Raw genomic sequence first — 25152 nt, 5'->3', positions numbered from 1 at the left:
CACCAGCCCCGATGTGCTTTCCACCACGTCAACTCCCGCCCCACGCCCCTGGGCGCGTCCCGCTCCGAGGGGAAATGTCGGTGGCCGCCCCTACGCTTGCGGGGTGATCGAGACCAGTGAGGCCGGGACGTCGCGGCTGCCGTGGACGGAGCTGCTGTCGGCCGTGAACCGCGCGGCGATCTCGGATGACGACCGTATGTCCAAAGATTCGTGGATGGGGGCGCCGGGGGCCTCGGAGGAGGAGATCGCGGCGCTGGAGAGGCGGCTCGGCGTGTCCCTGCCCCCGAGCTACCGGCAGTTCCTCGCGGTGAGCGACGGCTGGCGGGAGTTCTGGGAGGACGAGGAGCCCGGCCTGCTCCTCCCCGCCGCCAAGGTCGGCTGGACCCGCGACCTCGACCCCCACCTCGCCTCGCTGTCCGAAGAGTGGGAGGAGATCCCCGACTAGGAGTACCTCGTCTACGGCGCCGCCCAGAACACCTCCCTCATACGCAGGGAGTACGTCGTGGACACGCTGCTCGTCGGCAGCTACGACGACGAGGGCTCCATCCTGCTCAACCCCCACGTGGTCACGCCGGAAGGCGAATGGGAGGCGTGGTACATCGCGGCCTGGATGGCCGGAGCCGCCCGCTACCGCTCGTTCTGGGACCTCGTGTCCGCGGAATTCGAGCGGAAATGAACGCCGGAAGGAACCGGGACCCACGCCCCATCGCACCGGCCCTCGCCGTGATCACGCGGTTCGCGCACACCGTGTGCGTGAGACCGCGTGATCACCGCGAAAGGGTCGGCCCGGGTCAGGGGCCGAAGACGTGGGTCACCAGGCGGGCGGCGGCCTGGCCGTCGTCGTAGGGGCAGTATTTCCGTATGAAGGCCTCGTAGCGGGCATCCGGCGCGGCGGGACCGGCGGTGGCCAGGTCGCGGAGGGCCGAGACGACCGCCTCGGAGGTGGCGAGGAGGGGGCCGGGGGCCTCGGCCTCGAAGTCGAAGTAGAAGCCCCGCGTGGAGTCGCGGTAGCGGGCCAGGTCGTAGGTGAAGAAGAGCATCGGCCGCCGGGTCGAGGCGAAGTCGAACATCACCGACGAGTAGTCCGTGATCAGGACGTCCGAGACCAGCATCAGCTCGGTGATGTCGGGGTACGACGTCACGTCCACCACGAAGCCCGACGGGTCGTGCAGCCCGGGGCCTGCCTGCATCAGGTGGCCGCGGACCAGCAGGACGTGGTCGTCGCCGAGCACCCGGCGCGCGTCGTCCACGTCGAGCCGGAGGGACGGGTTGTCGCGGTCGTAGTCGCGCCACGTCGGGGCGTAAAGCACGACCCGCTTGCCGTCGGGGATGCCCAGGCGGGACCGCACCACGGCCTTGACGCTCGCGTCGGCCGTGGTCAGGAGGTCGTTGCGCGGGTAGCCGCACTCCAACAGCTCGCCCTCGTAGCCGAAGGCCCGCCGGAAGATCGGCGACGCCCACGGGGTCTGGGAGACGAGCAGGTCCCAGTTGGGCACCTCGGCGGCCTGCCGGTGCCAGAAGTCGGGCTTGGGGCCGGGCCGCTGCATCCAGGGCATGTCGTTGCCGATGCGCTTGAGCGGCGTGCCGTGCCAGGTCTGCACCATCACCTGGTCGTCGCGGATCCTGGCCCACTTCGGCAGGTAGGTGTTCGCCACGACGTACTTCGACCGGGCCATCGCCTGGTAGTACTCCCGGCTGCCCGCGCGCACCACGGTCGGCGTGACGCCCGGCTTGCCGGTGACCTCCAGCGAGCCCGGCGGCACGAACGCGCCGTCGGCGACCAGCCAGACGTGCTGGAGCGGGAGCTCGCGGCGCAGCAGCTCCTCGTAGACCGCGCGCACGCTGTCGCTGTACTGCTTGCCGTTCCAGCAGACGTAGAGCACCGCGTCCTTGAGCGGCTTCTCGCGCTCCTTGGGGTAGTACGAGCGGCGCAGCAGCGCCTGCCCGGGCACGCCCCGGTCGGCGTCGGGCACGTCCTCCTCGGCGTGCAGCACGGCCTCGTCGTAGCCCACCGCGAGCACCCGGAACCGCCGCCCGTCCACGGTCACCCGCTCGGACGGCAGCGCCTCCAGCTCCCCGTGGTCCACGCGGACGCGCGCGAGCGCCCCCGACAGGTCCCTGACGTACAGCGCCCAGGTGCCGGAGTTCAGCGGGACGGACGAGCCGAAGCGGGCCATGCGGGCCGGCGTCAGCCGTACGGTGAAGCGGTCCTCGTCCCAGGCGGGGGTGACGGCGTGGACCCCGGCGCGCGCGTGGCGCAGCACGAGGTCGCCGCGCCCGGCGAAGTGACGGCCGACCAGCTCCAGCACGCCCGGGGAGACCCAGGTGGCCGAGGTGAGCAGCGGGGTGTACGGCCGCACGGCCACGGAGACGCGCTCGTCCAGCTCGCGCAGGACGGCCAGCTCGTGGCCCTCGGGCTCGACCAGCGAGGCGACGAGTTCCTCGGCGGCCATGATCACCGGCCGGGGGCGGTCCCCGTCGGGGTTGACGCGCAGCTCCCAGGCGCCCGGCGTGAGCGCTTCCAGCGGCACCGAGGCCGCGAAGGTGGTGCCGGAGTACGGATAGGAGAGCTTCGCCGAGTGGTGCCGTAACTCCAGGACGCCGGAGCCGGAGCGCGGCAGCGTGCCGGTCAGCAGCAGGCGGTCGCCCTCGACGCAGGCGGCGGTGAGGGACGGCCGGGCGCCCTCGATCCGCAGCTCCAGCCGCCGGTCGGGCCCCCAGGCGGGGCGCACGCGCGTGCCGCGCCCGATCCGCCGGCCCACCGGGCGCTCGGCCTGCCCCTGCGCGGGGCCGCGCAGCGGGGCCCTGCCGGACGCGCCTCGGCTCTGCACCACCGCGTCCACCTGCCAGGACACGTCGTCGCGCCGCCCGGTCAGCCTCAGCAGCGCCAGCCGCCACTTCAGCGAGAACGGCCGCACGCTCGCGGCGAACCCGGCCCAGTCGTAGTTGTATCCGGCCTCCTTGGCCATCACCGTCGCGCGCACGTTGCGGGTACGGCTGGCGCGGACGCGGATCGGCGGGATCCAGCCGGGGCCGCGCAGCACCAGCCGCGCGTAGTTGAAGCGGGGCCCGCGCACCGACATGCGCGGCAGGTAGGCCCACCCGGACAGGCGCAGCCGGTCGCCGTCCCAGACGACCTCCTCGACCTGCGTCTTGGGCACCAGGTCGGCGCCCTCCAGCCGGAACACCCGGTCCGGGATGCGCTTGTCGCCGCGCAGCGGCAGGTCGGCGTACCACCGCAGGCCCTTGCGCACCCGCGCCGGCTGCTTCTTGACCGAAGCCAGCTCGGCGAACTCCTTCTCCAGGCCGTGCTCGATCAGGTGGTAGCGGAGCCGCCGGGGAGCCGGGACCTCGCGCTTGACCGAGGGGTGCACGTCCTTGAGGTACGGCCCGGCCAGCCCGATCAGCTCGCGGACGCGCTCGGGCCCGCCGTCGGCCGCCGCGTCCAGGTAGGAGGGCAGCAGGTTCGTGAGCACGTGCAGGTCGTAGGCCCGGCGCTCGTCTCCCCGCAGGACGCGGAGGGCGTCGGCGACCGCGGCCATGACCCCGCCCAGCGGCTCGGCGGGCGCGGGCGGCGCGGGCCGCGACAGGTCCACCAGGTCCACGGCGGAGGCGCGGGCGAAGGCGCGCACGGCGAGTGCGGGCTCGAACCAGGCCACGTCGGCGGGCGGCGCGAGGCGGTCCCAGGCGGAGCGCCGGAAGAGCATGTGGGCGATCGGCCGGGCGAGCACCGTCTTGGCGAACTCCCGGGGCGAGGCGCCCTCGCGGGAGAACCGGGGCGCGGCGACGGCGAAGTCGGACGCGCTGTCGTCGAGGGAGCCGGCCAGGATCTCCCAGACCTCGGGGTCGAACGCGGCCGGGTCGCAGAAGGCGAAGTAGGCGCCCGAGGCGTGCGCGACCCCGGCCAGGATCGCGGCGGTGCGGGCGGCGGGGTGCTCGACCGTGAGGACGCGGTGGTCGGACTCGGCGAACTTGCGGGCCACCTCGCGGGACGCGTCGGCCGAGCCGCGGTCCACGACCACGACCTCCAGGTCGGCGCCCGGCCGGTCCGCCAGCGCCGTCAGCCGCTCGGCGAGGGCGTCCTCACCGTCCAGAACAGGCACGACGATGCTGATTCTGGGCACGTTAGCCTTCCGGGTTCGAGATGGGTTCCCGCAATGGTACGGCCCTCCCAGGGGTTAACAGACGCCTCTTTTGTTGATTCTTGACCAATCGCTAAGGCCCCGGCCAGCGAGCGTGACGCATGTCGACACGGTCGCCACGCAGCGCTGTGCCCTCCTCGCGCCAGTGGGCGCGCGCCCGGGCCTCGTGCCCGGGCGGGGCGGAGCCGTCGGCCCTGATCACCCGCCACCAGGGGACGCCGCCGCCCCACAGGGACATCACCCGGCCCACCTGCCGGGGGCCGCCCTCGCCGAGGTATTCGGCGACGTCGCCGTACGACATGACCATGCCGGGCGGGATGCGCTCGACCAGGTCGAGGACCCGCTCGGCGAACTCGTCGGGTTCCCTCACTCGTTCCATTCGACGAGCCCGGCGGCGAGGATCTCCTCCAGCTTGCCGAACTCGTGGACCTTGCCGTTGCTGCGCTGCTCGACGATGCCGTCGCGGATCGTGTAGACCTCGCCGTCCTCGCCGGTCAGGCGGGCGCCGAAGACGTCGGCCAGGCGCGCGAGCCAGGCGACGTGCCAGTCCGAGCTCGGCTGCCCGGCCAGCTTGCCGGACCCCGGGTCCCCGGACCAGCGGGCGACCACGTTGCCGTCCACGACGACGTCACGCGACTCAAGGAACGACAGGTCCCCTTCCGTCTCCAGGACCCTGGAGACCTCGTCCACGGTGAGCGGTTGGTCCCGCTCCAGGCGCAGCTCGTACCCCATGAACGGCGACCTTAGCGAAGATTTGTTCCGTCGCGTGGCGCAAAGGCCGATGTCAGCGCCTGCCGTGATGAGACCTTCCCCTATTCGTGATCTTCAAGACGCCGCCGCGACCGGCGCAGCAGGACGGCGATCGCGCCGCCGAACACCAGCAGGGACGCCGCCAGACCCCCGCCGTACGCCCACATCCGGGGCGGGTCCGCGCCGGGGCTCACGGGGTCCCCGGCGTCGTACCCCTTCCCGAAGCGCTCCTGCGGCGGGGGCACGGCGGAGCGGTACCCGGCCAGCCGGTCCGCGGTCGCGAGCGCGGCCCCCGCGTCCACGACGCCGAAGCCGACCTCGTCGTCGTACCCCTCGCGCGGGTGCGGCCGGGCGGTGGAGGTGATCGCGCGGGCGACCAGCTCGGGGCGCATGCGCGGGTGCCTCGACTTGATCAGGGCGGCGACGCCGGAGACGAGGGCGGCGGCCGGGCTGGTGCCCTCGGCCCGGGCGTACCGGCCGCCTGAGAGCACCATCGCGATCCCCACGCCGGGGGCCGCGACGGAGACGGACAGGTTGTCGTTGGAGAACTCGCCCCTGCGGCCGTTCCTGTCCACCGCGCCGACGCCGATCACGCCCGGGTATCCGGCGGGGAAGCTCCAGTAGGACCGGCCCTCCTCGCGGGAGGTCTTGGTGTCGCCGTCGTTGCCCGTCGCGGCGACCAGGACGACGCCCCTGGACAGTGCGTAGTTGATCGCCTCCCGGTCGCGCCTGCGCACCTCGTACGCGCCCAGCGACATGTTGATCACGTCGGCGCCGTTGTCCACGGCGTACCTGATGCCGTCGCCGAGGGACAGGTCGGACGCGCCCGAGCCCCGGAAGCTCCAGTACTCGGGGTCCTCCTCGTCCACGAGCACCCGCACCGACAGCACGCGCGCGTCCGGGGCGACGCCGAGGACTCCGCTGTCCTCCCCGGTCCCGCGCCCCGCGATCAGCGAGGCCATGCCGGTGCCGTGCAGGCCCCAGCCCGGGTTGTCGGGGCTGGTGTGCGTCGAGGTCAGGTCGGGGCCGCTGCGCACCTTGCCCCGCAGTTCGGCCACCCCCGGGTCCACCCCGGAGTCCAGCACGGCGACGGTCACGCCCTCACCGGTCGAGGAGCGCCAGGCGGCGGCCGCGTTGATCGCCGAGAAGACCCAGCGCTGCGCGTCCCGCACCTCGTCCGCCCCGGGCCGCCACCGCGTCCCGGTCTCGATCCGCCCGGCGACCGCGGGCCCCGGCCGATCCGGTACGGCTCGCGCCCCCGGCCCGGGTACGGCGGCGCGCGCGGGCCGGTCCGGTACGGCGGGCACGGCGGCGGCCGACGGGGCGGGGGCGGCGGGCGGGGCGGGCGCGTGCCGTACCGGGTGCCCGGCGGCGTGCGCGGGTGAGGCGGGCACGGCGGGCGCGGCGGGCAGGGCGGGCAGGGCGGGGAGGAGTGCCGCGAGGGCGGCGGCCGGGGCCAGGCGTCTCAGCATGTGTCTCCCCGGGTGCAGCGCGGCACGGGCGGCGGGTCGCCCAGCAGGCGGGCGATGCGCCCGGCGATGGTCTGCGCGGTGGGCCACAGCTCGCTGTGGGTGGACTGTTCGGGGGGCACGGCCTCGCGGGTGCGGCCGTCGGTGTATCCGGCGGTGGAGAAGACGATGTACGGGCCGGTGCTCACCCAGCCGGTGCGCTGGCGCTGCGCGACGCCGAACCCCTCGGTGACCGTGCGCGGGAACCCGACGGGCAGCACCCCCACCCGGTCGTCCACGGGCAGGCGCTCCGCGGCCCGCTGCCGCGCCGGCTCGTCCTGGAGCACCGCCACGCCGACCGTGATCATGAAGGTGGCGGTCTGGTCGACGTAGGTCGCCCGCAGCAGCCGCAGGCACCCGTTCGCGACCAGCGGCTCGCTGGCCTGGCGGTCCAGCCCGTTCGCGCAGCTCGTCTCCGGGGCGATCCCGACCCGCTTGGCCTTCTGCCGCACGCGGGCGAGCCCGAGGTACTCCACGTCGTCGGGGAACACCTTGCCCACCGGCCAGGCGTGCCACCGCCGCGCGATCTCGTCCCGGACGTACTGCTCCTGCTCGGCGGCGGTCAGCGGGCGCGGGCCCGTCTCGTGCAGCAGCCCGCCCCCCGCCGAGACGGCCGCCGCCGCGGCCAGCGTGATCAGCACCGACATCAGCACCACGAAGATCCGGTGGCGCCGCATCCCGCGTTCCAGCGAGGCGTCGGGGTTCTCGGCCGCGATCGCGCCCCGCCGGAGGCCGCCGAGCGCGATCCCCCTGGGCGCGCGGCCCGGCCCGGCCGTCCCCGCGGTCCCCGCGGTCCCCGCTCCGCCCGTACGGCTCGCGCCGACGCCCCTCGGGCGCCCGCCGGGAGGGGCCCCGGGGGCGGCGCGGGTGGCGGGTCCCTCGGCGGGGCGGGCCGCGCCGGTGCGCGTGGCCTTGGTCCAGGTGCCGCCGCGTCCGGCGCCGCGCGGCCAGGCCCCGGTGGAGCGGCGGCGGCCGATGCCGGGCACGGGGTTACCCCCGGCCCGGGACGCCTCGGCGCGGGCGGGTGCGCCCGAGGCGCCCTGATCGGCGCGAGTCCCCGGCGCGACCATCGGCGGCGTCATCCGCGGCGTCCGGCCCCCATCGCGCGCGTCCCGGTGATCCGGGGACCGCCCAGCCTGCTCAGGGGACATATCTCGATGCTACGCAACCGTCGGGGATTGCCGAAGCTCGGCTTCGTCGCGCTCAGCCAACCCTTTGCCGCCGGCCCCCGCCACGGCCCACCTCGCAACCCCACTCATATTCCGGGACATACCCGATTTTCGGGATACCTTCGCACCACACCGCCATCACGCCCCCGACACCATCCCTTCCCACGCCTTTCCCCCGGATTCCGGAGAACCGATGTGGGACCCGATATCGCGGAACGCCCGCGGCGGGTCATCCGCCGAAGACGTCCGCGCGCCGGCGGGCGCGGCGGAGCTTGACGACCATGAAGAGGATCGAGCCGAGGAAGCCCGCGGCGCAGGCCGCCGCGATCCCGCCGTACAGCGTGATGACCTGGCGGTCGCGGTGGATGATCTGGACCGGCTCTCCGGGGTGGGGGCCGCCGGCCGCCCGGCTCACCCGGAAGGGGCGCGACGGGTCGTGGGCGGCGGCCTTCGTGGTGTACTTCGCGAGCTTGGCGGCCTCGCGCAGGGCCGCGGCGGCGTTGACGACGCCGAAGCCGAGGTCGGGGTCGTAGCCGCGGGCGGGGCGGTGGGTGGTGCTCGCGGTGATCGCCTGGGCCACGAGCGCCGGGGCGAGGTCGGGGTGCCGGGAGCGGACGAGCGCCGCGACGCCGGAGACCAGGGCGGTGGCCTGGCTGGTCCCCCGGCCGACCCAGTACTGGTCGCCGGGGCCCGCGCCGATGACGTCCACGCCGGGGGCCGCGACCAGGACGCCCGCGTTGCGGTTGGAGAAGGGGGCGCGGCGGTGGACCCGGTCGGAGGCGGCCACGGAGATCACGCCGGGGAAGGACGCGGGATAGGAGTACGGCGCGAAGCCGCGCTTGTCCAGCTTGTCGGGGATCGCGCCCTCGTTGCCCGCCGCCGCGACCAGGACCGCGCCCTTGGAGATCGCGTAGGCGACCGCCTCGCGCTCCTGCCTGGTCGGGAACTCCTTGGAGATCGACATGTTGATCACGTCGGCCCCGCGGTCGGCGGCGTACCGGATGCCCCGGGCGACCACGTTCTCGTACCGGCTCACCGAGTTGAACGTGCGGAACCCCGGCTCCTCGTCCTCCAGGATCACCCGCACCGACAGGATGCGCGCCTCCGGGGCCACGCCGACCACGCCGTCCGCGCGCCCCGGGCCGTGCCCGTGCCCGGCGATCAGCGAGGCCATGTACGTGCCGTGCAGCCGCCGCGGCGGGACGCCCGGCGGGTTCGCCCCGGCGGTGAAGTCCTTGCCGGTCACGACGGAGCCCGCGAGGTCGTGGTGGGCGGCGTCCACGCCGGAGTCGAGCACGGCGACCGTGACCCCGCGCCCGCGCGTGCTCTGCCAGGCCCGCTCGACGTCGAGCGTGTTCAGCACCTGCCGCTGGCTGGCCCGCACCTCGTCCGCGCGCGCCGGGGGCGCCGTCGCGAGCGCGGCGCAGGCGGCCAGCGTCCCGGCGAGGAGCCTCCTCAGCACGTCCACTCCTTGGCCCCGCAGCGGGGCGTCGCGGGCTCGGTGAGGACCCGCAGGACCTCCTCGCTCATCTCCGAGGCGGGCCCGAAGACCGCCGGGCGCTGCTGGCGTACGGCGGACGCGGGGCGGCCGTCGAGGGCCCCCGCGGTGGTGAGCACAAGGTAGGGGCCGGCCTGCCGTACGGTCGCGGCCTGGCGGGCGGAGTCGCGGAACCGCGCGGTGATCGTGCGGGGGAAGCCCAGGGCGCGCAGGCCCGGCGTGGGCTTGACGTGCTCGGGCAGGGCCTCGCGCGCGGCCAGGGCGGCGCGCTCGTCGGGGAAGGCCACGACGCCGACGGTGATCGCCAGGCCCTGGAGGGCGTCCACGTAGGTCGCGCGGAGCACGCCCCGGCAGCCGCGCAGCTTGGCCAGCAGCCGCGCGTCCAGGCCGGCGTCGCAGGAGGTCTCGGGCGACACGCCCACCCGCTGGGCGGTCTCCTCGCCGCCCTGCTCCGGGGAGTAGGCCAGCCCGGAGGGGAAGATCTTGTTCGCCGGCCAGCGGGCCCAGCGGCCGGCGATCTCGGCGACGGCGGCCCGGCGCAGCTCCTCGTCGGTCGGGCCCCGGCGCAGCTCGGCCCCGGCGCGCAGCCCGCCGAACACGGCCCCGGCCAGGCACAGCGCCGCGATCGCCCCGGCCGCCACCTGCCCGGGCCAGCGCCGCCGCCGGGGCGGGAGGACGGGCGGCGCCTCCGGCGGGACCGGGGCGGCGTAGACCTGCGGCAGGTCGGGGAAGGGCGGCCGGTCGAGCGGCACGACCCCCGGCGGCAGCGGCCGGCCGTTCCGGTCGCGCGCGGGCACGGGCGCGGCGGCGGGGCGCGCGGGCGGCGCGAAGCCGTACGGCCCGCGGGCAGCGTCCAGATCCGGCGAGTGCCGGTGATGGCGCTCGCCGCCCGCGGATTCCGTCACACAACGACTTTAAGCCGACCGGCCCCGTGCCAAACCCCGGGTTGCGCAAGCCGTACGGCGAAAAGCCGCCGATCCCGAAGGACCGGCGGCTTTTCCGGAAAATGTGTCGATACGGCATCGGCCGCACCCCGCGGTCACCGACCGATCACCGATCGGCGGGCGGGGATCGGACCGAACCGCAGGCGGGGATCGGGCCGCTCGGCGAGCGAGATCAGTACGTCGGGAGCGACGGGTCGATCTGCTTCTGCCACGCCAACACGCCGCCGCCGACGTGGACGGCGTCGGCGAATCCGGCGTTCTTCACGATCGCCAGCACCTCGGCGGAGCGCACGCCCGACTTGCAGTGCAGGACGATCTTCTTGTCCTGCGGGAGCCGCTCCAGCGCGGAGCCGTTGAGGAACTCGCCCTTGGGGATCAGCGTCGCGCCCGGGATCGAGAGGATCTCGTACTCGTTCGGCTCGCGGACGTCGATCAGGAAGATGTTCTCGCCCTTGTCCTGCATGTCCTTCAGCTCGCCCACGCTGATCGTGGAGCCCGCCGCCGCCTGCTGGGCCTCGTCGGAGACCGCGCCGCAGAACGCGTCGTAGTCGATCAGCTCGGTGATCGTCGGGTTCTTGCCGCAGAGCGGGCACTCGGGGTCCTTGCGGACCTTGACCTGGCGGTAGGTCATCTCCAGGGCGTCGTAGATCATCAACCGGCCGACCAGCGGCTCGCCGGTGCCGGTGAGCAGCTTGATGGCCTCGGTGACCTGGATGGAGCCGACGCTGGCGCACAGGACGCCGAGCACGCCGCCCTCGGCGCAGGAGGGGACCATGCCGGGCGGCGGGGGCTCGGGGTAGAGGCAGCGGTAGCAGGGGCCGTGCTCGGCCCAGAAGACGCTGGCCTGACCGTCGAAGCGGTAGATGGAGCCCCAGACGTACGGCTTGCCGAGCAGCACCGCCGCGTCGTTGACCATGTAGCGGGTGGCGAAGTTGTCCGTGCCGTCCACGATCAGGTCGTAGCCGCTGAAGATCTCCATGACGTTGTCGTTGGAGAGCGACTCGTTGTGGATGATCACGTTGACGAGCGGGTTGATCTCCTTGATGGAGGCCGCGGCCGACTCCGCCTTCGGGCGGCCCACGTCGGACTGCCCGTGGATGATCTGGCGCTGGAGGTTCGACTCGTCCACGACGTCGAAGTCGATCACTCCGAGGGTGCCCACGCCCGCGGCGGCGAGGTACATCAGCGCGGGGGACCCCAGACCGCCCGCGCCCACACAGAGCACGCGTGCGTTCTTCAGGCGCTTCTGCCCGGCCATCCCGACGTCGGGGATGATCAGGTGGCGCGAGTAGCGGCGGACCTCGTCGACGGTCAGCTCGGCGGCCGGCTCGACCAAGGGTGGCAACGACACTGGCTGGCTCCCTGCTGCGGGGGTTCTTCACTTTTCAGGTCTGGCATGAGGGTACGGCTCGCGCACGTCGTCGTGACGCTGCCAGTTGTCAACCTAAACCAGGCCATGCCGCATTCCCGAATGGGCCCGCTCCTGCGGGGTACATCGCAGCGGTCCGAGAAACCGGAGGTGAAGACCAGATGGGTCTCATGGACAAACTGCGCAACAAGACCCAGGAGCTGAAGGGCCGGGCCAAGGAGTCCACCGGGCGCGCGACGGACAACGAGCGCCTGGAGGCCGAGGGCCGCGCCGACCAGTTCAAGGGTGAGACCAAGCAGGCCGGCGAGCGGGTCAAGGACGCGGGCAAGAACGTCCGCGACGCCCTGGACCCCGACCGTTAAACGGCCGCGCCTCGGGCCCGGGCGGGTCACCCGCCCGGGCCCCGGCGTGTCCGGGCCCCGGCGTGTCCGGGCCCGGCGGCGGCGTGTCCTGGCCCGGCGGCCCCGCGGGCTCAGCCTCCCGGGTACCCGCTGGGCACGGCCTCGGCGCGGAGAGACCTGAACTCGCGGGCGACCAGGGCCGGGCACTCCATCTGGGCGACGTGGCCGCAGTGCGGGAGCAGAACGTTGCGCAGGTGGGGGAACGCGCGACCGGCCCGCGCGGCGCGGCGCGGGTCCACGAGCCGGTCGTACCGCCCGTGGATCAGCAGCGTCGGCGCCTCCACCCGGGCCGCCTCGCGCCACAGGTTCCGGGGCCCGCGCCGGAAGTACTCCGCGATCAGCCCCCGCAGTGCCCCGAGGATGGCGCGGTCGCCGTACGGCATGCCGTCGCGCTCCCTGACCGACGCGACGGCCTCGGCGACGCGGCGCGGGTGCACGGCCGAGGGGTCGTGGTAGATCATCTCCATCGAGGCGCGGACCCGCTGCTCCGGGGGGAGCCGGCGCAACTGGCCCAGCGCGAACGGGCCCAGCAGCGGCGTGCCCGCGACGGCCGTGCGGATCGGGCCGAGACGCGGCGTCAGGTCGGGCAGTGCGGGCGAGATCAGCGTGAGGGAGCGCACCAGCTCCGGCCGTTCGGCGGCGACCCGCACCGAGACGGCCCCGCCCAGCGAGTTCCCGAACAGGTGCACCGGACCGGCGTCCAGGCCCGCGATGAACCGCGCGACGACCCGGGCGAACCCGGTCACGGTGTAGTCCCCGTCCGGCGGCGGCGGGGAGAGCCCGAACCCCGGCAGGTCCACGGCGTGCCCGCGCACGACGTCCCGCAGCTCCCCCATGAGGTCGGTCCAGTTCGTCGCCGACCCGGCCAGGCCGTGCACGAACACGGCGGCCTCGCCCCGCTCCTCCGGCGTGGACCGCACGAACAGCGTGGTCCGCCCGGCCACGACCTTCTCCCCGGGCCAGGCCGGGATCGGCTCCCCCATCTCACTCACCGCTCAACCACCTCCGGCGCGTACACACGCCCGTGACCTTCCCACACCTCATACCCCACCGGAATCCCCCTCGGCCGCGCGTCCGGGGGGCCCGCGGTGATCACGCCGTCTCGCACCCACCGCGTGCGCGAACGTACCGGATCACGGGACGTCGCCGGGCCGGAGGCCCGGGCGGCCGGGCGTGGGTCAGGAGGCCTTCTTGCGGCGCTCGGCGGTCTTCTTCTCCGCCGGCCTCTTGTCCGCCGCCTTCTTGGCCGCGGGCTTCTTCTCTGCGGGCTTCTTCTCGGCGGTCTTCTTGTCCGCCGCCTTCTTCGCCGCGCCCTTCTTCTCGGCCTTCTCGGCCTTCCCGGCGGCGGCCTTCTCGGCGGCCTTCTTCTCGGCGGCGGGTTTCTTGACGTCCGATCTCGCGGACGCGTCGGCCACCGTCCGCCGCCCGGACGCCGGGCGCTTCTCGGCGGGGGCGCGGCCCTTCTTGGCCGCCTCGACGCTGGCGCGCAGCGCCGCCATCAGGTCCACCGCCGGGCCGGCCTCCTCGGGCTGCTCGGGCTGGACGATCTCCTTGCCCGCCACCTTGGCCTCGATGACCTGCTGAAGCGCCTCGCGGTAGGTGTCGTGGTACTCCGTGGGGTCGAAGTCGCCGCTCATGGTGTCGATGAGCGACTCGGCCATCGTGAGCTCCTGGGCGCGCACGTCGATGTCCTCGTCGAGGAAGCCGAACTCCGCCTCGCGCACCTCGTCCGGCCAGAGCATCGTCTCGACCACGAAGACGCCGTCGCGCACCCGCAGCGTGGCCAGCGACTCCCGCTGCCGGATCGCGATCTTGACGATCGCGACCTTGCCCGACCGTTCGAGCGCGTCCCGCAGCAGGACGTACGGCTTGGTGCCCGGCCCGTCGGGCTCCAGGTAGTACGCCTTCTGGAAGTAGATCGGGTCCACCTGCTCCAGCGGCGAGAACTGCAGCACGTCGATGCGCCGGGACGACGTGAGCGGCAGGTCCTCGAAGTCCTCGTCCGTCAGCACGACCATCTCGCCGGTGGCCAGCTCGTAGCCCTTGGCGATGTCGCTGTACGGGACCTCCTCGCCGTCGATCGTGCACACGCGGCGGTACTTGATGCGGCCCCCGTCCTCGCGGTGCACCTGGTGGAAGGTGACGTCCTTCTGCTCGGTGGCGGAGTAGAGCTTGACCGGGATCGTGACCAGCCCGAAGGAGATCGCGCCCTTCCAGATGCTGCGCATGGCCTCTCCTGTCCCTCGGCGCGCTCACTTACATTTTCGTACCCGCGTTCGATTCTGACGAGAGCCGGATCGAACATCTGGCTGTCCCGCCACCTAAATTGGGCAGATACCCGTGCATGGGGCATTCGATGCCAAGGCTGGTAGAACCCATGCTGGCCGTCCCCGGTGAGCGACCGGACGACCTCGGTCCGTACGCCCTGGAGGTGAAGTGGGACGGCGTCCGCGCCGTCTCCTACGTCGACGGCGGCGCGGTCTGGGCGACGAGCCGCAAGGCCACCGACATCACCGCCCGCTACCCCGAGATCGCCGCGATCGGCCCGCAGCTCGCCGGGCGCCGCGCGATCTGCGACGGTGAGGTCGTGGCGTTCGACGAGCTGGGCAGGCCCAGCTTCGAACGCCTCCAGCAGCGCATGCACGTGTCCGACCCGGAGGCGCGCGGCCTGCTCACCCTGGTCCCCGTGACGTACGTCGTCTTCGACCTCCTCTACCTCGACGGGCACCCGCTCTTCGACGTGCCGTACGGCGAGCGCCGGGCCCTGCTGGACGCGCTGGAACTGGCCGGTCCGGTGCTGGCCCCGCCGGGCGGCGGGGAGGAGATGCTCGGCTTCACCTCGCGCCGGGGCCTGGAAGGGGTGGTCGCCAAGCGCCTCACCTCGCCCTACCGCCCCGGCCGCCGCAGCCCGGACTGGGTCAAGATCAAGCACCTGGCCACGCAGGAGGTGGTCATCGGCGGCTGGAAACCGGGCAAGGGCCGCCGCGCGGGCGGAATCGGCTCCCTGCTGCTCGGGGTGTACGACGGGCCGCGGCTGCTCTACGCGGGGCATGTCGGCACCGGCTTCACCGACGCGGTCCTCGACCACCTGCGCGAGCTGCTGGAACCGCTGGAGATCCCGCGCAGCCCGTACGACGAGGAGGTGCCCCGCGAGTTCGCCCGCGACGCCCGATGGGTGCGACCGGGCCTCGTGGGGGAAGTGGGATACACGATGTGGACCAGAGAGGGCAGGCTGCGCACACCGACGTGGCGCGGCCTGCGCGAGGACAAGCGGCCGGAGGAGGTGACGCGGCGATGAGCGACAGCAAGGTGCGGGTCAGGGTCGAGGGCCGCGAGCTGACCCTGACGAACCTGGACAAGGTTCTCTATCCCGACAAGGGCTTCACGAAGAGCCAGGTCATCGACTACTACACGCGAATCGCCCCGGTCCTCCTCCCCCACCTGGACGGCCGCCCGCTGACGGTCAAGCGCTACCCGAACGGCGTGGAGGACAAGTTCTTCTTCGAGAAGAACGCCCCCTCGCACAACCCCGACTGGATCCGCACGGCGCGCCTGGCCACGCCCGGCAGCACCAAGGACCGCGACACCGCCAACTTCCCGATCATCCGCGACCTGCCCAGCCTCGTCTACTACGCGAACCTCGCCGCCCTGGAGCTGCACGTGCCCATGTGGCGGGTCGGCCCGCGCGGCAAGGTCCACGCCCCCGACACGCTGGTCTTCGACCTGGACCCGGGCCCGCCCGCCACCATCGTCGAGTGCGCCCGCGTCGCCTGCCTCCTGCGCGACCGGCTCGCCGAGGACGGACTCACGTCGTACCCGAAGACCAGCGGGAAGAAGGGCATGCAGCTCTACGTGCCGGTGCGCGGGGTCAAGGCCGGCACGAGTCAGACCAGCGACTACGCCAAGGCCCTGGCGCAGCGGCTGGAGGCCGAGCGGCCGGGCGAGATCGTCAGCCGGATGGCGAAGAAGGAGCGCCCGGGCAAGGTCTTCATCGACTGGAGCCAGAACAACCCGGCCAAGACCACCGTCGCGCCGTACTCCCTGCGGGCCGCCGCCCTGCCGACGGCATCGACGCCACTGGAATGGGCAGAGGTGGAGGCGTGCGAGAAGCCGGCCGACCTGGTCTTCACCTCCGACGACGTGCTCGCCCGGGCGGAGGAGCTGGGAGATCTGTTCGCGCCGCTGCTCGGCGACGAGACCAGAGGGGTTCTAGGCTGAGACGGGCCGGATGGCGTGAGCCGGGCGATCGCGGGCATCACGCCGTACGGCCCGGCAACCGCCGGCCGAGTGGCCGACGATCGCGAACGCGAGCGGGAGGGGCACGCGAGCATGTCTGAGATGGATGTCCGGGGGGACTCGTTCGCCGACGAGGAGGACCCCATGACCGACGACATCGAGGCGCCGGAGGCCGACGCCGTGGAGCAGCACCAGAGGCTCGATCCGCCCGACGACCTCCCGGGCGGCTATCCCCGGAGCGTTCCGTTCGACGTGGACCCGGCGGACGCGGCGGACCAGGAGCGCGAGGTCAGGCTGGACGAGGACGAGTACCGCTGACGTGGGCAGGCGAAGTTACGCACCCGTAGTATGGCGCGAAACGCGGCGGACGGTCCGACCGCGCGTGCGACACATCGGGAGATTGCGGTGACTGCGACCCCGGACGCGAAGCCACGGGGCACCCGGCTGCCCCGGATGGCCCGGCGGCGCCAGCTTCTCGGCGCCGCTCAGGAGGTGTTCGTCGCCCACGGCTACCACGCGGCGGCCATGGACGAGATCGCCGACCGGGCGGGCGTGAGCAAGCCGGTGCTGTACCAGCACTTCCCGGGCAAGCTGGAGCTGTACCTCGCGCTGCTGGAGCAGCACGCCGAGGAGCTCGTGAGCAAGTGCCGCGACGCCCTGGCCTCCACCCACGACAACAAGCTGCGGGTGAGCGCCACGTTCCAGGCGTTCTTCGACTTCGTGTCCGGGCGGGGCGAGGCGTTCCGGCTGGTGTTCGAGTCCGACCTGCGGCACGTCGCGCCCGTGCGGCAGCGCGTGGAGCGCATGAACGCCGAGTGCGCCGAGATGATCGCCCAGGTCATCCAGGAGGACACGGGCGTCTCCAGCGAGGAGGCACACCTGCTGGGCATGGGCCTCGTCGGCATGGCCGAGACGAGCGCCCGCTACTGGCTGTCGGCCTACGGCACCATCCCCAAGGACGCCGCCGAGCAGCTCATGGCCCGCCTGGCCTGGCGCGGCATCAGCGGTTTCCCCCGCACGAGCTGAGTTTCGGGCCTTCCCCGGGCGGGCATCAACGCCCGTCCCCGGGGAAGCCGTCCGGTACGGCCGCGCGGGTCCCGGCGGCGCCGTTTCGCTGGAGGCGATTCCGCTGCCCGCGATCACGCGCGCGGCCCGGGCCGCCGGGGCGTGAGGATGGGCGCGCGGGCGGGCCCGCGTCCGCCCCGCCCGGGGCCAGGACGGGCCCGCCGGCCAGGACGGAGGAGACAGCGTGGAGATCAAGATCGGGGTGCAGTCCGTGCACCGGGAGCTCGTGGTGGACACGGACATGAGCGCGGAGGACGTGGAACAGGCCCTCCGCGACTCGCTGCCCGACGGCGTGCTCACCCTCACCGACAAGCGGGGCAAGATCGTGATGGTCCCGGCGAGCGCCGTCGGCTTCGTGGAGATCGGCGGCGAGGAGATCCGCCCCGTGGGCTTCGGCGGCACCCTCTAGCCCGTCCGGCGCCCTTCGGCCCCCTCTGAACGGGCGCCCCCTCTGAACGGGCGCCCTCTCTGAAGGGGCGCCCTCTGGACGCGCTTTCCGTACGGCTCGCGCCCGGCGCGAGCCGTACGGAACGGGCGGCGGGCTTCGCGGGGAGGGGTCAGCTCAGGGAGAGCAGGGCCATGCGCTTGCCGTGGGACTCGGTGAGGCGGGCGAACATGCGGCCGATCTCGGCCAGGTCGCTCACGCCGGCCTCGGCGGCGGCGTCCACGAGGAGGCCGGCCAGATCGGGGCGCTCGGCGGCGACGCGCTGGGCCTGGCTCAGCGCCTCCCCCACCAGGCGGCGGGCCCACAGGGCGAGGCGCCCGGCGGCGGAGGGGTCGGCGTCCACCGCGGCGCGCACCCGCTCGACCACGAACTCGGCGCGGTCCTCGTCGGCCAGCACCTCGTCCACCAGCTTGGCGGTGTCCCCGTCGAGGTGGCGGGCCGCCTCGCGGTAGAAGTCGCCGGCGATCCCCGTCCCGACGTACGCCTTGACCAGCGCCTCCAGCCAGTCGCTCGGCGCGGTCAGGCGGTGGAACCCGTCCACGGCCTCGGCGTACGGCGCCATCGCGGCGTCCGGGTCCACGCCCAGGGACACGAGCCGGTCGCGCAGCAGGCGGAAGTGGGCGTACTCCGCGGCGGCCACCCCGGCCAGCGCGGCGCGGTCGCCCAGGGTCGGGGCCAGCCTGGCGTCCTCCGAGAGCTGGAAGAAGGCGGCCAGCTCGCCGTACGCCAGCACGCCCAGCAGCTCGGCGACGGCGCCGGTGGCCGTCGCTCCGGCCCTCTCCTCGGCAGGGGTCCCGGCGGGGGAAGACTCGCTCATGTGTGCAGCCTAACGCCCTCGCCGCGGCCGAAAAGGCGGGCCAATACGGGATTGCGGATATTGAAAGCGATCCGCAAGCGATCGGCAATCGATCGCCACTTGACAGTCGAGTAGACTGGGACGTGAAAGTGCGACCGCGAAGCGTGATCTTCACGGGCCCATCCCCGAAACAGGCCCGAGACGGACTTACGGGTGACGCTACGCCGCAGCCAAGGCGCTACGCCGCAGCTCACGCCACGGGGGAGCCACGCCGGCGCGGTCGTTTGCAAACGCCGGATGCGACCTTTCCGCGCGGGCCCGCTGAGCGATGGCGCGCGGCCCCGGAAAGGACGCCGCAGGCCCTAGCTTTAGGCAGGACACGCTGACGACCTTCCGAGACCTCGGAGTCATTCCGGAGATCGCCGACGCCCTCGAAACCGAGGGCATCGTCTCTCCCTTCCCGATCCAGTCGATGGCGCTGCCGCTCGCGCTCTCCGGTCAGGACGTGATCGGCCAGGCCCGCACCGGCACCGGCAAGACCTACGCCTTCGGTGTCGCGATGCTGCAGCGCATCGCCCAGGCCGAGCCCAAGCGGCGCAAGGGCAAGAGCGCGCCGCCGCTCGGCCTCGTCGTCGTGCCGACGCGCGAGCTCGCCCTCCAGGTCACCGAGGACCTGATCGTGGCCTCCGGCAAGCTGGGGGCGCGCATCCTCTCGGTGTACGGCGGGCGCGCCTACGAGCCGCAGATCAACGCCCTGCGGGACGGCGTCGAAGTGGTGGTCGGCACGCCCGGCCGCCTGCTCGACCTGGTCAAGCAGCGCCACCTCGACCTGTCCAAGATCGCCTCGCTCGTGCTCGACGAGGCCGACCGCATGCTCGACCTGGGCTTCCTGCCCGACGTCGAGCGCATCGTGAGCCTGGTCCCCGAGGACCGGCAGACCATGCTCTTCTCGGCCACCATGCCGGGTGAGATCGTCGCGCTCAGCCGCCGTTACCTGCGCCGCCCGACCCACGTCCGCGCCGAGAGCGCGAGCGAGTCCCAGGCCACGCCGCAGACCACGCAGCACGTCTGGCGCACGCACCGGATGGACAAGATCGAGATCGTGGCGCGGCTGCTCCAGGCCGAGGGCCGCGGCCTCACCATGATCTTCTGTGAGACCAAGCGCGCCTGCGACATGGTCGCCGAGGAGCTGGGCCGGCGCGGTTTCGCGGCGGCGCCCGTCCACGGCGACCTGGGCCAGGGCCAGCGCGAGCAGGCCCTGCGGGCGTTCCGCAACGGCAAGGTCGACGTCCTGGTGGCCACCGACGTCGCCGCGCGCGGCATCGACATCGACGACGTCACCCACGTGGTCAACTACGACTGCCCGCAGAGCGAGGACGCCTACGTCCACCGCATCGGCCGGACCGGCCGCGCGGGCCGCACCGGCGTGGCCGTGACCTTCGTCGAGTGGAGCGAGCTGACCCGCTGGAAGGTCATCAACAACGCGCTCGGCCTGGACTTCGCGGACCCCGAGGAGACCTACTCCACGTCCAAGCACGTCTACACCGAGCTGAACATCCCCGAGGGCACCAAGGGCGTGCTCCCGAGGGCGCAGCGGCAGCGGGCGGGCCTGGACGCCGAGGAGCTGGAGGACGTCGGCGAGACCGGCCGAACCAGGTCCAAGTCCCGGGACAGGGACAGGGACAGGGATCGGGACCGGGACCGGGACCGGGACCGGGACCGCCCGGCCCGCAAGCAGCGTGAGCGCCGCCGCACCCGCGGCGGGCGCGGCTCCGAGGACGAGGCCGCCCCCGTGGCCGCCGCGACCCCGGCCGCCGAGGAGGCCGCCCCCGCGGGGGACCGGCCCAAGCGCACCCGCACCCGGACGCGCCGCTCCGACGCCGCCGCGCAGGCGACCGAGGCCGGTGTGGTCGAGGCGGTCGAGGCCGGGGTGACCGAGGCGGCCGTGCCGGTCGCCGAGGAGGCCGCGGTCGTGGCCGAGCCGGTGGAGGCCGAGAAGCCGAAGCGCACGCGCACGCGGACCCGCAAGGCCGAGGCCGCCGTCGCGGAGCCGGTCGAGGACGCCGCGCCGGTGGCCGAGGTCGCCGAGCCCGTCGAGGAGCCGGTCAAGCCGAAGCGCACCCGCACCCGCAAGGCCACCGCCGAGACGGCCGAGCCCGCCCCGGCCGCCGAGGCCCCGGCCCCGGTCGCGGAGACCACCGAGGCCACCGAAGAGCCGGCCAGGCCCCGGCGCGGCCGTACGGCCAAGGCCGCCACGGCGGTCGCCGAGGACGCGGCTGAGGCCGTGGAGGTCGCAGAGGCCGCCCCGGTCAAGCGGACGCGCGCGCGGAAGGCGGCCGCCGAGGCCGTCGCCGAGATCGCCGACGAGGCTCCCGCCGCCGTGGCGGAGTCCGTCGAGGAGCCGGTCAAGCCGAAGCGCACCCGCACCCGCAAGGCCACCGCCGAGACGGCCGAGCCCGCCCCGGTCGCCGAGGCCCCCGAGGAGCCGGCCAGGCCCCGCCGGAGCCGTACGGCCAAGGCCCCCGCGCCCGCCGACGCCCCGCAGGCCGAGGACGCGGCGGAGACCGTGGAGTCCGTGGAGTCCGTGGAGGCCGTGGAGGCCGTGGAGGCCGCCCCGGTCAGGCGGGCCCGCGCTCGCAAGGCCGAGGCGCCCGCGCCGGTCGCGGAGACCGCGGAGACCACCGCGACCCCCGAGGCCCCCGAGGCCGCGGAGGAGCCGGTGGCGGCCGCCCGTCCGGAGCCCGCTCCCGTGCTGGAGCGCGCCCCGGTGACGAACGACCCGTTCTCGGTGATGTTCATGGCGCCGCCGAGCCTGGGCGACCCGGACGACTTCGACGAGGAGCCGGCCTGGCAGCCGCCGCCCCGGCGCAACCAGGGTCAGGGCCGTGGCGGCCAGGGCCGGGGGCAGGGGCGCGGCGGCCGGAGCCGGCGGCGCTGAGACGAGTCCCGAGGGGCCGCCCCCGCCCGCGTGAGGACGCGGCGCGGGGGCGGGCCCGAGGGTGATGACCTGGAGACTTACCCGTGAGGTACCCGATCGGTCCGCCACGCTGGGTAAGCTGAGCTTACGTGAGTACCCCGCGATTTCTGACGCTGCCTCCCGGCGTGCTTCCCCGCTCGATCGAGACACCGGTGGGGACCTTCGCAGCCCTTGAGGCGTCTCCAGCCAGCGGGGCCACCGAGCGCTGGCCCGCCCTCCTCGTGCCCGGGTTCACCGGGAGCAAGGAGGACTTCATCGCCGTCCTGCAGACTCTCGCCCAGTCCGGGCGCCGCGTGGTCGCCATCGACATGCGGGGGCAGCACGAGTCGGCTGGCGGCGCCGCGCCGGAGGCCTACACCTGCGAGGCGCTGGGCCGCGACATCGCCGCCATCGCCGGAGTGTTCGGCGACGACCCCGTGCACCTGGTGGGGCACTCCTTCGGCGGGCTCGTCACCCGCGAGGCCGTGCTGGGCGGCGGGATCGAGGTCGCCTCCCACACGCTGATGAGCTCCGGCCCCGGCGCGGTGGGCGGACGCCGCGCGACGGCGGGCTGGGCGCTGCTGGAGCGGCTGCCGGAGATGGGCGTGCGCCGCATCTGGGAGACCGCGATGGAGCCCGAGGCCGTGGCCGCGGGCATCCCCGAGGAGATCGTCGCCTTCCTGCGCCGCCGCATGCTCAACAACTGCCCGACGGGCCTGGCCACCATGGGCCACGAGGTCCTCACCTGCCCGGACAAGGTGGCCGCGCTGGCCGCCCTGGAGCTGCCCACGCTGGTCCTGTGCGGCGAGAACGACGACGCCTGGCCCACGGACGTCCAGGCGGCCATGGCCCGCCGCCTCAACGCCGACTGCGTGGTCCTCCCCGGCGCGGCCCACTCCCCCGCCGTCGAGGCCCCGGAGACGACCGCCGCCGCCCTCGTCCGCTTCTGGAACGAGGCCGAGCGCATCGCCATGACCCACCCCCGCGAGGACCCCCTCTCCCAGGCCACCCCGACCCTCTGACCCCTGGTCCCGGCCCCTCCCTCGCGCTGATCACGCGGTTCCGGGCACACCCTGTGCCCGAGGCCGCGTGATCCCGGCGAGGAACGGCGCGGCGGTCGGGCGAGGATGGCGCGAACGGACGGCCTCGTGGTCGGTGGCGGCCCGGCTCGCATTCGGGGACACCGTCTTCCCGATCAGGCCCATCACCGTGAGCATCGTCGGCGCGCAGAAGGGCCCGGAGAGGAAGACGGCGGCCGGCGGCGAGGCGATGCCCGGATCGAGGGGAGACGGGGAGACGGGGAGCCGCGCCGGCCCGCCTCAGGGGCGGTCGGCGCGTTTCACGCGCTCCAGGAGTTCGCGGTGGGCATCGCCGCGTTCCTTCTTGTCGCGATGGTCCAGTTCGTCGCGGATGTACTCGCGGGCCCGCGCGGCCTCCAGCAACGGACTGTCGTTGTCCTTGAGAGCCAGGGCCAGGGCCACCAGTTGGATCGTGGGGACTTCCGCGTACGGCCTGCCGGGGGTCACGAGCGGAAATCTACCGGTCTGGGGTGACTATCCGTCCAGGGAGATCGCGTTCTTGGCGCGCTCCACGGACTCCTCGGCCGCCGGGCCGCCGGGGTTCTCCGTCGCCAGCGCCTGGTTGAGCTCGACGAAGGGGCGCATGCGCTTCTCGTAGCGCGTCAGCGCCTCCTCCGGGTCGCGGCCCAGCTCGTCCGCCAGGACGTACGCGCCGACCAGGGCCAGGCTGGTGCCCTGGCCGGACAGCGGCGAGGCGCAGTAGCCGGCGTCGCCGAGCAGGACCACGCGGCCCTCGGACCAGCGGTCCAGGTGGATCTGGGCCATCGAGTCGAAGTAGAAGTCGGGGGCCTTGGCCATCGCGTCGAGGATGCGCGTAGTCTCCCAGCCCAGGCCGGCGCAGCGCTCGGCGATGATCCGGCGCTGGGCCTCCACGTCGCGGTGGTCGTACTCGAACGGCTCGGCCATGAAGCCGACGTTGACCCGCAGCTCGGTGTTGCCGCGGACCGGGTAGAGGCCGTAGCCGACGTCGCCGTCGCGCATCCACACCTGCCAGTCCTCAAGGCCGAGGAAGTTCTCGGCGCTGCAGATCGCCAGGTAGATCCCCAGGTGCCGGATGAAGCGGGACTCGTCGCCGAAGACCAGGCGGCGGGTGTTCGAGTGGAGCCCGTCGGCGCCCACGACCAGGTCGAACCGGCGGGGCGCGCCGCGCTCGAACGTCACGTCCACGCCGTCCGCGTCCTGCGCGATCGAGGCGATCGAGTCGCCGAAGACGTACTCCACGTCGTCCTTCGTGCGCTCGTACAGCAGGCCCGTGAGGTCCTCGCGCAGCAGTTCCACGTCGTCGCTGTCGAGGCGGCCGCCGCTGACGGTGGCCTCGGTGCTGCGCATGATCTCGTTGCCGTCGCCGTCGACCATGGACATGCCGCGCATGCGGGTCCGGGCCCGCCGCACCTCGTCCAGGACGCCCAGGCGGGCGGCCACCTCAAGCGCCACGCCGCGCACGTCCACGGCCTGCCCGCCGGGCCGCGGGGCCGGGGCCCGCTCGACCACGGTGACCGCGAAGCCCTTCCGCGCGAGCAGGCCCGCCAGGGCCGGACCGGCGACGGACGCTCCGGAGATGAGCACGTTCTCCATCGGGAAACCCCTCTCGTATGCTGTACGCGGACCTGACTGTACGGCGTACACAAAGCCCTGACAACCTGCGATTTCGCGGGATCTGTACTAGAACAGAAGGTGTTCGGCGGCCGATCACCCCGGTAGGGTCTGTACTAGTACAGGGATGGGAGGCCCGAAAAAATGCCGGAAAAGACCGCCCCCTACCTCCGGATCGCCGCGGAGATCCGGCGGCGCGTCGCCGACGGCGAGCTGTCCCCCGGCGACCGCGTGCCCTCGACGCGCCAGATCGCCCGCGAGTGGAACGTCGCCCTGGCCACCGCCGCCAAGGTCCTCACCACCCTGGCCCAGGAGGGCGTGGTCCGCCCCGAACCCCGCGTCGGCACCGTCGTCGCCGGCCCCGCGCCCGCCCCCGCCGTACGGCAGGGCGAGGCCGTACGGCCCGCGCGACCGGCCACCGGGACGGCGCGGGGCGCGCGGAAGGGCGCCGGGGGCGGCGGGCCCCACCCGGGGGAGATCTCGCGGGAGCGGGTGGTGCGCGCGGCCATCGAGATCGCGGACCGCGAGGGGCTGGAGGCGGTGTCGATGCGCGCGGTCGCCGCGCGGCTCGGGGCCGCCACGATGTCGATCTACCGCTACGTCCGGGGCAAGGACGACCTGGTGATGCTGATGGCGGACGCGGCGTACGGCGAGGCGGCCTATCCCGGCGAGGTCGCGGGCGGCCGGCGGGAGCGGCTGGAGCTCGTCGGGCGGACCCTGTGGACGCTGTTCCGGCGGCACCCGTGGCTGGCCCAGGTCAACCCGCTGACCAGGCCGGTCGCGCTGGAAGGGGTCACGGCGCACGGCGAGCGGCTGCTGTCGGCGCTGGACGGGCTGGGGTTGCCGGCGACCCGGGTGATGGACCTTCAGGTGCTCTTCTACAGCTACGTCCAGGGGATGGCGATCCACCTGGAGGAGGAGGCGCGCGCCGAGGCCGCGAGCGGGCTGTCGGCCGACGACTGGGTGGACCTGCAGCAGGAGGCGTTCGACCGCATCGCCGCCTCCGGGCGGTACCCGGTGTTCGCCCGGATCCTCTCCGGGCTGCGGGACGGCTACGACCTCGATCTGGACGCGCTGTTCGAGATGGGGCTGCGCGCGCTGCTCGACGGCCTCGCCGTCCACCACCCGGCCCTGGGCGTACGGCACGGCGAAGACCCCGGCGGGGACCCCCGGGAGGACGGGCCGGACGGGGCCATGTAAT

General features: G+C 73.7%; 24 protein-coding genes. 11 read left to right on the top strand and 13 right to left on the bottom strand.

Annotated features, from left to right (window positions below; all coding sequences use genetic code 11):
* The first annotated feature begins 103 nt into the window (after nucleotides 1-103).
* Nucleotides 104-445: an SMI1/KNR4 family protein gene (locus D5H75_RS12060; RefSeq protein ID WP_242454162.1), complete on the top strand. Its 342-nt coding sequence runs from the start codon at nucleotides 104-106 to the stop codon at nucleotides 443-445.
* A 57-nt stretch (nucleotides 446-502) separates the two neighbouring features.
* On the top strand, nucleotides 503-676 hold the full coding sequence (locus D5H75_RS41475) for a hypothetical protein (RefSeq protein WP_202638062.1): 174 nt from the start codon (nucleotides 503-505) through the stop codon (nucleotides 674-676).
* A 115-nt stretch (nucleotides 677-791) separates the two neighbouring features.
* On the opposite strand, the gene D5H75_RS12055 is transcribed toward D5H75_RS41475, so the two are convergent.
* From D5H75_RS12055 to moeZ, 8 genes are all read right to left on the bottom strand, one after another.
* Complete coding sequence (locus tag D5H75_RS12055) at nucleotides 792-4124, bottom strand: bifunctional glycosyltransferase/CDP-glycerol:glycerophosphate glycerophosphotransferase (protein WP_119926460.1); 3333 nt, start codon at nucleotides 4122-4124, stop codon at nucleotides 792-794.
* Nucleotides 4125-4215: 91 nt separating this feature from the next.
* Nucleotides 4216-4521 (bottom strand): MGMT family protein, encoded by a 306-nt coding sequence (locus D5H75_RS12050; RefSeq protein ID WP_119926459.1) that lies wholly within the window; start codon nucleotides 4519-4521, stop codon nucleotides 4216-4218.
* A complete protein-coding gene (locus D5H75_RS12045; protein WP_119926458.1) occupies nucleotides 4509-4874 on the bottom strand; it encodes a hypothetical protein in 366 nt (121 codons plus the stop codon). The genes D5H75_RS12050 and D5H75_RS12045 overlap by 13 nt, the downstream gene beginning before the upstream one ends.
* A gap of 80 nt (nucleotides 4875-4954) precedes the next feature.
* Entirely contained in the window at nucleotides 4955-6364 is a 1410-nt protein-coding gene (locus D5H75_RS12040) for a S8 family peptidase (RefSeq protein WP_119926457.1), read from the bottom strand.
* On the bottom strand, nucleotides 6358-7386 hold the full coding sequence (locus D5H75_RS12035; protein ID WP_147425125.1) for a hypothetical protein: 1029 nt from the start codon (nucleotides 7384-7386) through the stop codon (nucleotides 6358-6360). Before D5H75_RS12035 ends, D5H75_RS12040 begins: the two co-directional genes overlap by 7 nt.
* A 412-nt stretch (nucleotides 7387-7798) precedes the next feature.
* Nucleotides 7799-9031, bottom strand: a complete 1233-nt coding sequence (locus D5H75_RS12030; RefSeq protein WP_119926455.1) for a S8 family serine peptidase — start codon at nucleotides 9029-9031, stop codon at nucleotides 7799-7801.
* The gene (locus D5H75_RS12025; RefSeq protein WP_242454161.1) at nucleotides 9025-9972 is read right to left on the bottom strand and encodes a hypothetical protein; all 948 of its coding nucleotides are present in this window, start codon (nucleotides 9970-9972) and stop codon (nucleotides 9025-9027) included. Before D5H75_RS12025 ends, D5H75_RS12030 begins: the two co-directional genes overlap by 7 nt.
* A 211-nt stretch (nucleotides 9973-10183) precedes the next feature.
* Nucleotides 10184-11362 carry an adenylyltransferase/sulfurtransferase MoeZ gene (gene moeZ, locus D5H75_RS12020; RefSeq protein WP_119926454.1) on the bottom strand — a complete coding sequence of 393 codons (1179 nt, stop codon included), beginning with the start codon at nucleotides 11360-11362 and terminating at the stop codon, nucleotides 10184-10186.
* A gap of 179 nt (nucleotides 11363-11541) precedes the next feature.
* Between moeZ and D5H75_RS12015 the strand changes: the two genes are divergently transcribed.
* On the top strand, nucleotides 11542-11742 hold the full coding sequence (locus tag D5H75_RS12015; RefSeq protein WP_119926453.1) for a CsbD family protein: 201 nt from the start codon (nucleotides 11542-11544) through the stop codon (nucleotides 11740-11742).
* Between the two features lie 110 nt (nucleotides 11743-11852).
* Here D5H75_RS12015 and D5H75_RS12010 read toward each other — a convergent pair whose 3' ends face one another.
* Nucleotides 11853-12764, bottom strand: coding sequence for an alpha/beta fold hydrolase (locus tag D5H75_RS12010; protein ID WP_119926452.1), 912 nt, complete (start codon nucleotides 12762-12764; stop codon nucleotides 11853-11855).
* A 195-nt stretch (nucleotides 12765-12959) separates the two neighbouring features.
* Nucleotides 12960-14009 carry a non-homologous end joining protein Ku gene (gene ku / locus D5H75_RS12005; RefSeq protein WP_119926451.1) on the bottom strand — a complete coding sequence of 350 codons (1050 nt, stop codon included), beginning with the start codon at nucleotides 14007-14009 and terminating at the stop codon, nucleotides 12960-12962.
* Nucleotides 14010-14137: 128 nt separating this feature from the next.
* Here ku and ligD (D5H75_RS12000) point away from each other — a divergent pair, with 128 nt between their 5' ends.
* The 5 genes from ligD (D5H75_RS12000) (at nucleotide 14138) to D5H75_RS11980 (ending at nucleotide 17491) form a co-directional block, all read left to right on the top strand.
* The gene (gene ligD, locus D5H75_RS12000) at nucleotides 14138-15079 is read left to right on the top strand and encodes a non-homologous end-joining DNA ligase (RefSeq protein ID WP_242454160.1); all 942 of its coding nucleotides are present in this window, start codon (nucleotides 14138-14140) and stop codon (nucleotides 15077-15079) included.
* The gene (ligD, locus tag D5H75_RS11995) at nucleotides 15076-15999 is read left to right on the top strand and encodes a non-homologous end-joining DNA ligase (protein WP_119926449.1); all 924 of its coding nucleotides are present in this window, start codon (nucleotides 15076-15078) and stop codon (nucleotides 15997-15999) included. The genes ligD (D5H75_RS12000) and ligD (D5H75_RS11995) overlap by 4 nt, the downstream gene beginning before the upstream one ends.
* A 111-nt stretch (nucleotides 16000-16110) precedes the next feature.
* Nucleotides 16111-16335, top strand: coding sequence for a hypothetical protein (locus D5H75_RS11990; protein WP_242454159.1), 225 nt, complete (start codon nucleotides 16111-16113; stop codon nucleotides 16333-16335).
* A gap of 87 nt (nucleotides 16336-16422) precedes the next feature.
* Nucleotides 16423-17043 (top strand): TetR/AcrR family transcriptional regulator, encoded by a 621-nt coding sequence (locus D5H75_RS11985; protein WP_119926448.1) that lies wholly within the window; start codon nucleotides 16423-16425, stop codon nucleotides 17041-17043.
* Between the two features lie 223 nt (nucleotides 17044-17266).
* The gene (locus tag D5H75_RS11980; protein ID WP_119926447.1) at nucleotides 17267-17491 is read left to right on the top strand and encodes a DUF3107 domain-containing protein; all 225 of its coding nucleotides are present in this window, start codon (nucleotides 17267-17269) and stop codon (nucleotides 17489-17491) included.
* 148 nt (nucleotides 17492-17639) lie between these two features.
* Here the strand turns inward: D5H75_RS11980 and D5H75_RS11975 are convergent, their stop codons facing one another.
* Nucleotides 17640-18344, bottom strand: coding sequence for a ferritin-like fold-containing protein (locus D5H75_RS11975; protein WP_119926446.1), 705 nt, complete (start codon nucleotides 18342-18344; stop codon nucleotides 17640-17642).
* Between the two features lie 451 nt (nucleotides 18345-18795).
* Here D5H75_RS11975 and D5H75_RS11965 point away from each other — a divergent pair, with 451 nt between their 5' ends.
* Together D5H75_RS11965 and D5H75_RS11960 are read left to right on the top strand one after the other, a co-directional pair.
* A complete protein-coding gene (locus D5H75_RS11965) occupies nucleotides 18796-21261 on the top strand; it encodes a DEAD/DEAH box helicase (protein WP_119926444.1) in 2466 nt (821 codons plus the stop codon).
* Nucleotides 21262-21389: 128 nt separating this feature from the next.
* Entirely contained in the window at nucleotides 21390-22301 is a 912-nt protein-coding gene (locus tag D5H75_RS11960; RefSeq protein WP_119926443.1) for an alpha/beta fold hydrolase, read from the top strand.
* 297 nt (nucleotides 22302-22598) lie between these two features.
* Here D5H75_RS11960 and D5H75_RS11955 read toward each other — a convergent pair whose 3' ends face one another.
* Both D5H75_RS11955 and D5H75_RS11950 read right to left on the bottom strand, forming a co-directional pair.
* On the bottom strand, nucleotides 22599-22805 hold the full coding sequence (locus tag D5H75_RS11955; protein ID WP_119926442.1) for a hypothetical protein: 207 nt from the start codon (nucleotides 22803-22805) through the stop codon (nucleotides 22599-22601).
* A gap of 27 nt (nucleotides 22806-22832) precedes the next feature.
* The gene (locus tag D5H75_RS11950; RefSeq protein WP_119926441.1) at nucleotides 22833-23933 is read right to left on the bottom strand and encodes an FAD-dependent monooxygenase; all 1101 of its coding nucleotides are present in this window, start codon (nucleotides 23931-23933) and stop codon (nucleotides 22833-22835) included.
* A gap of 162 nt (nucleotides 23934-24095) precedes the next feature.
* Here D5H75_RS11950 and D5H75_RS11945 point away from each other — a divergent pair, with 162 nt between their 5' ends.
* Nucleotides 24096-25151, top strand: coding sequence for a TetR/AcrR family transcriptional regulator C-terminal domain-containing protein (locus tag D5H75_RS11945; RefSeq protein ID WP_119926440.1), 1056 nt, complete (start codon nucleotides 24096-24098; stop codon nucleotides 25149-25151).
* Nucleotide 25152: the final 1 nt, after the last annotated feature.

The organism is Bailinhaonella thermotolerans (assembly GCF_003594875.1).
Classification (GTDB): Bacteria; Actinomycetota; Actinomycetes; order Streptosporangiales; family Streptosporangiaceae; genus Bailinhaonella; species Bailinhaonella thermotolerans.
This window is presented reverse-complemented; position numbering and strand designations above follow the sequence as displayed.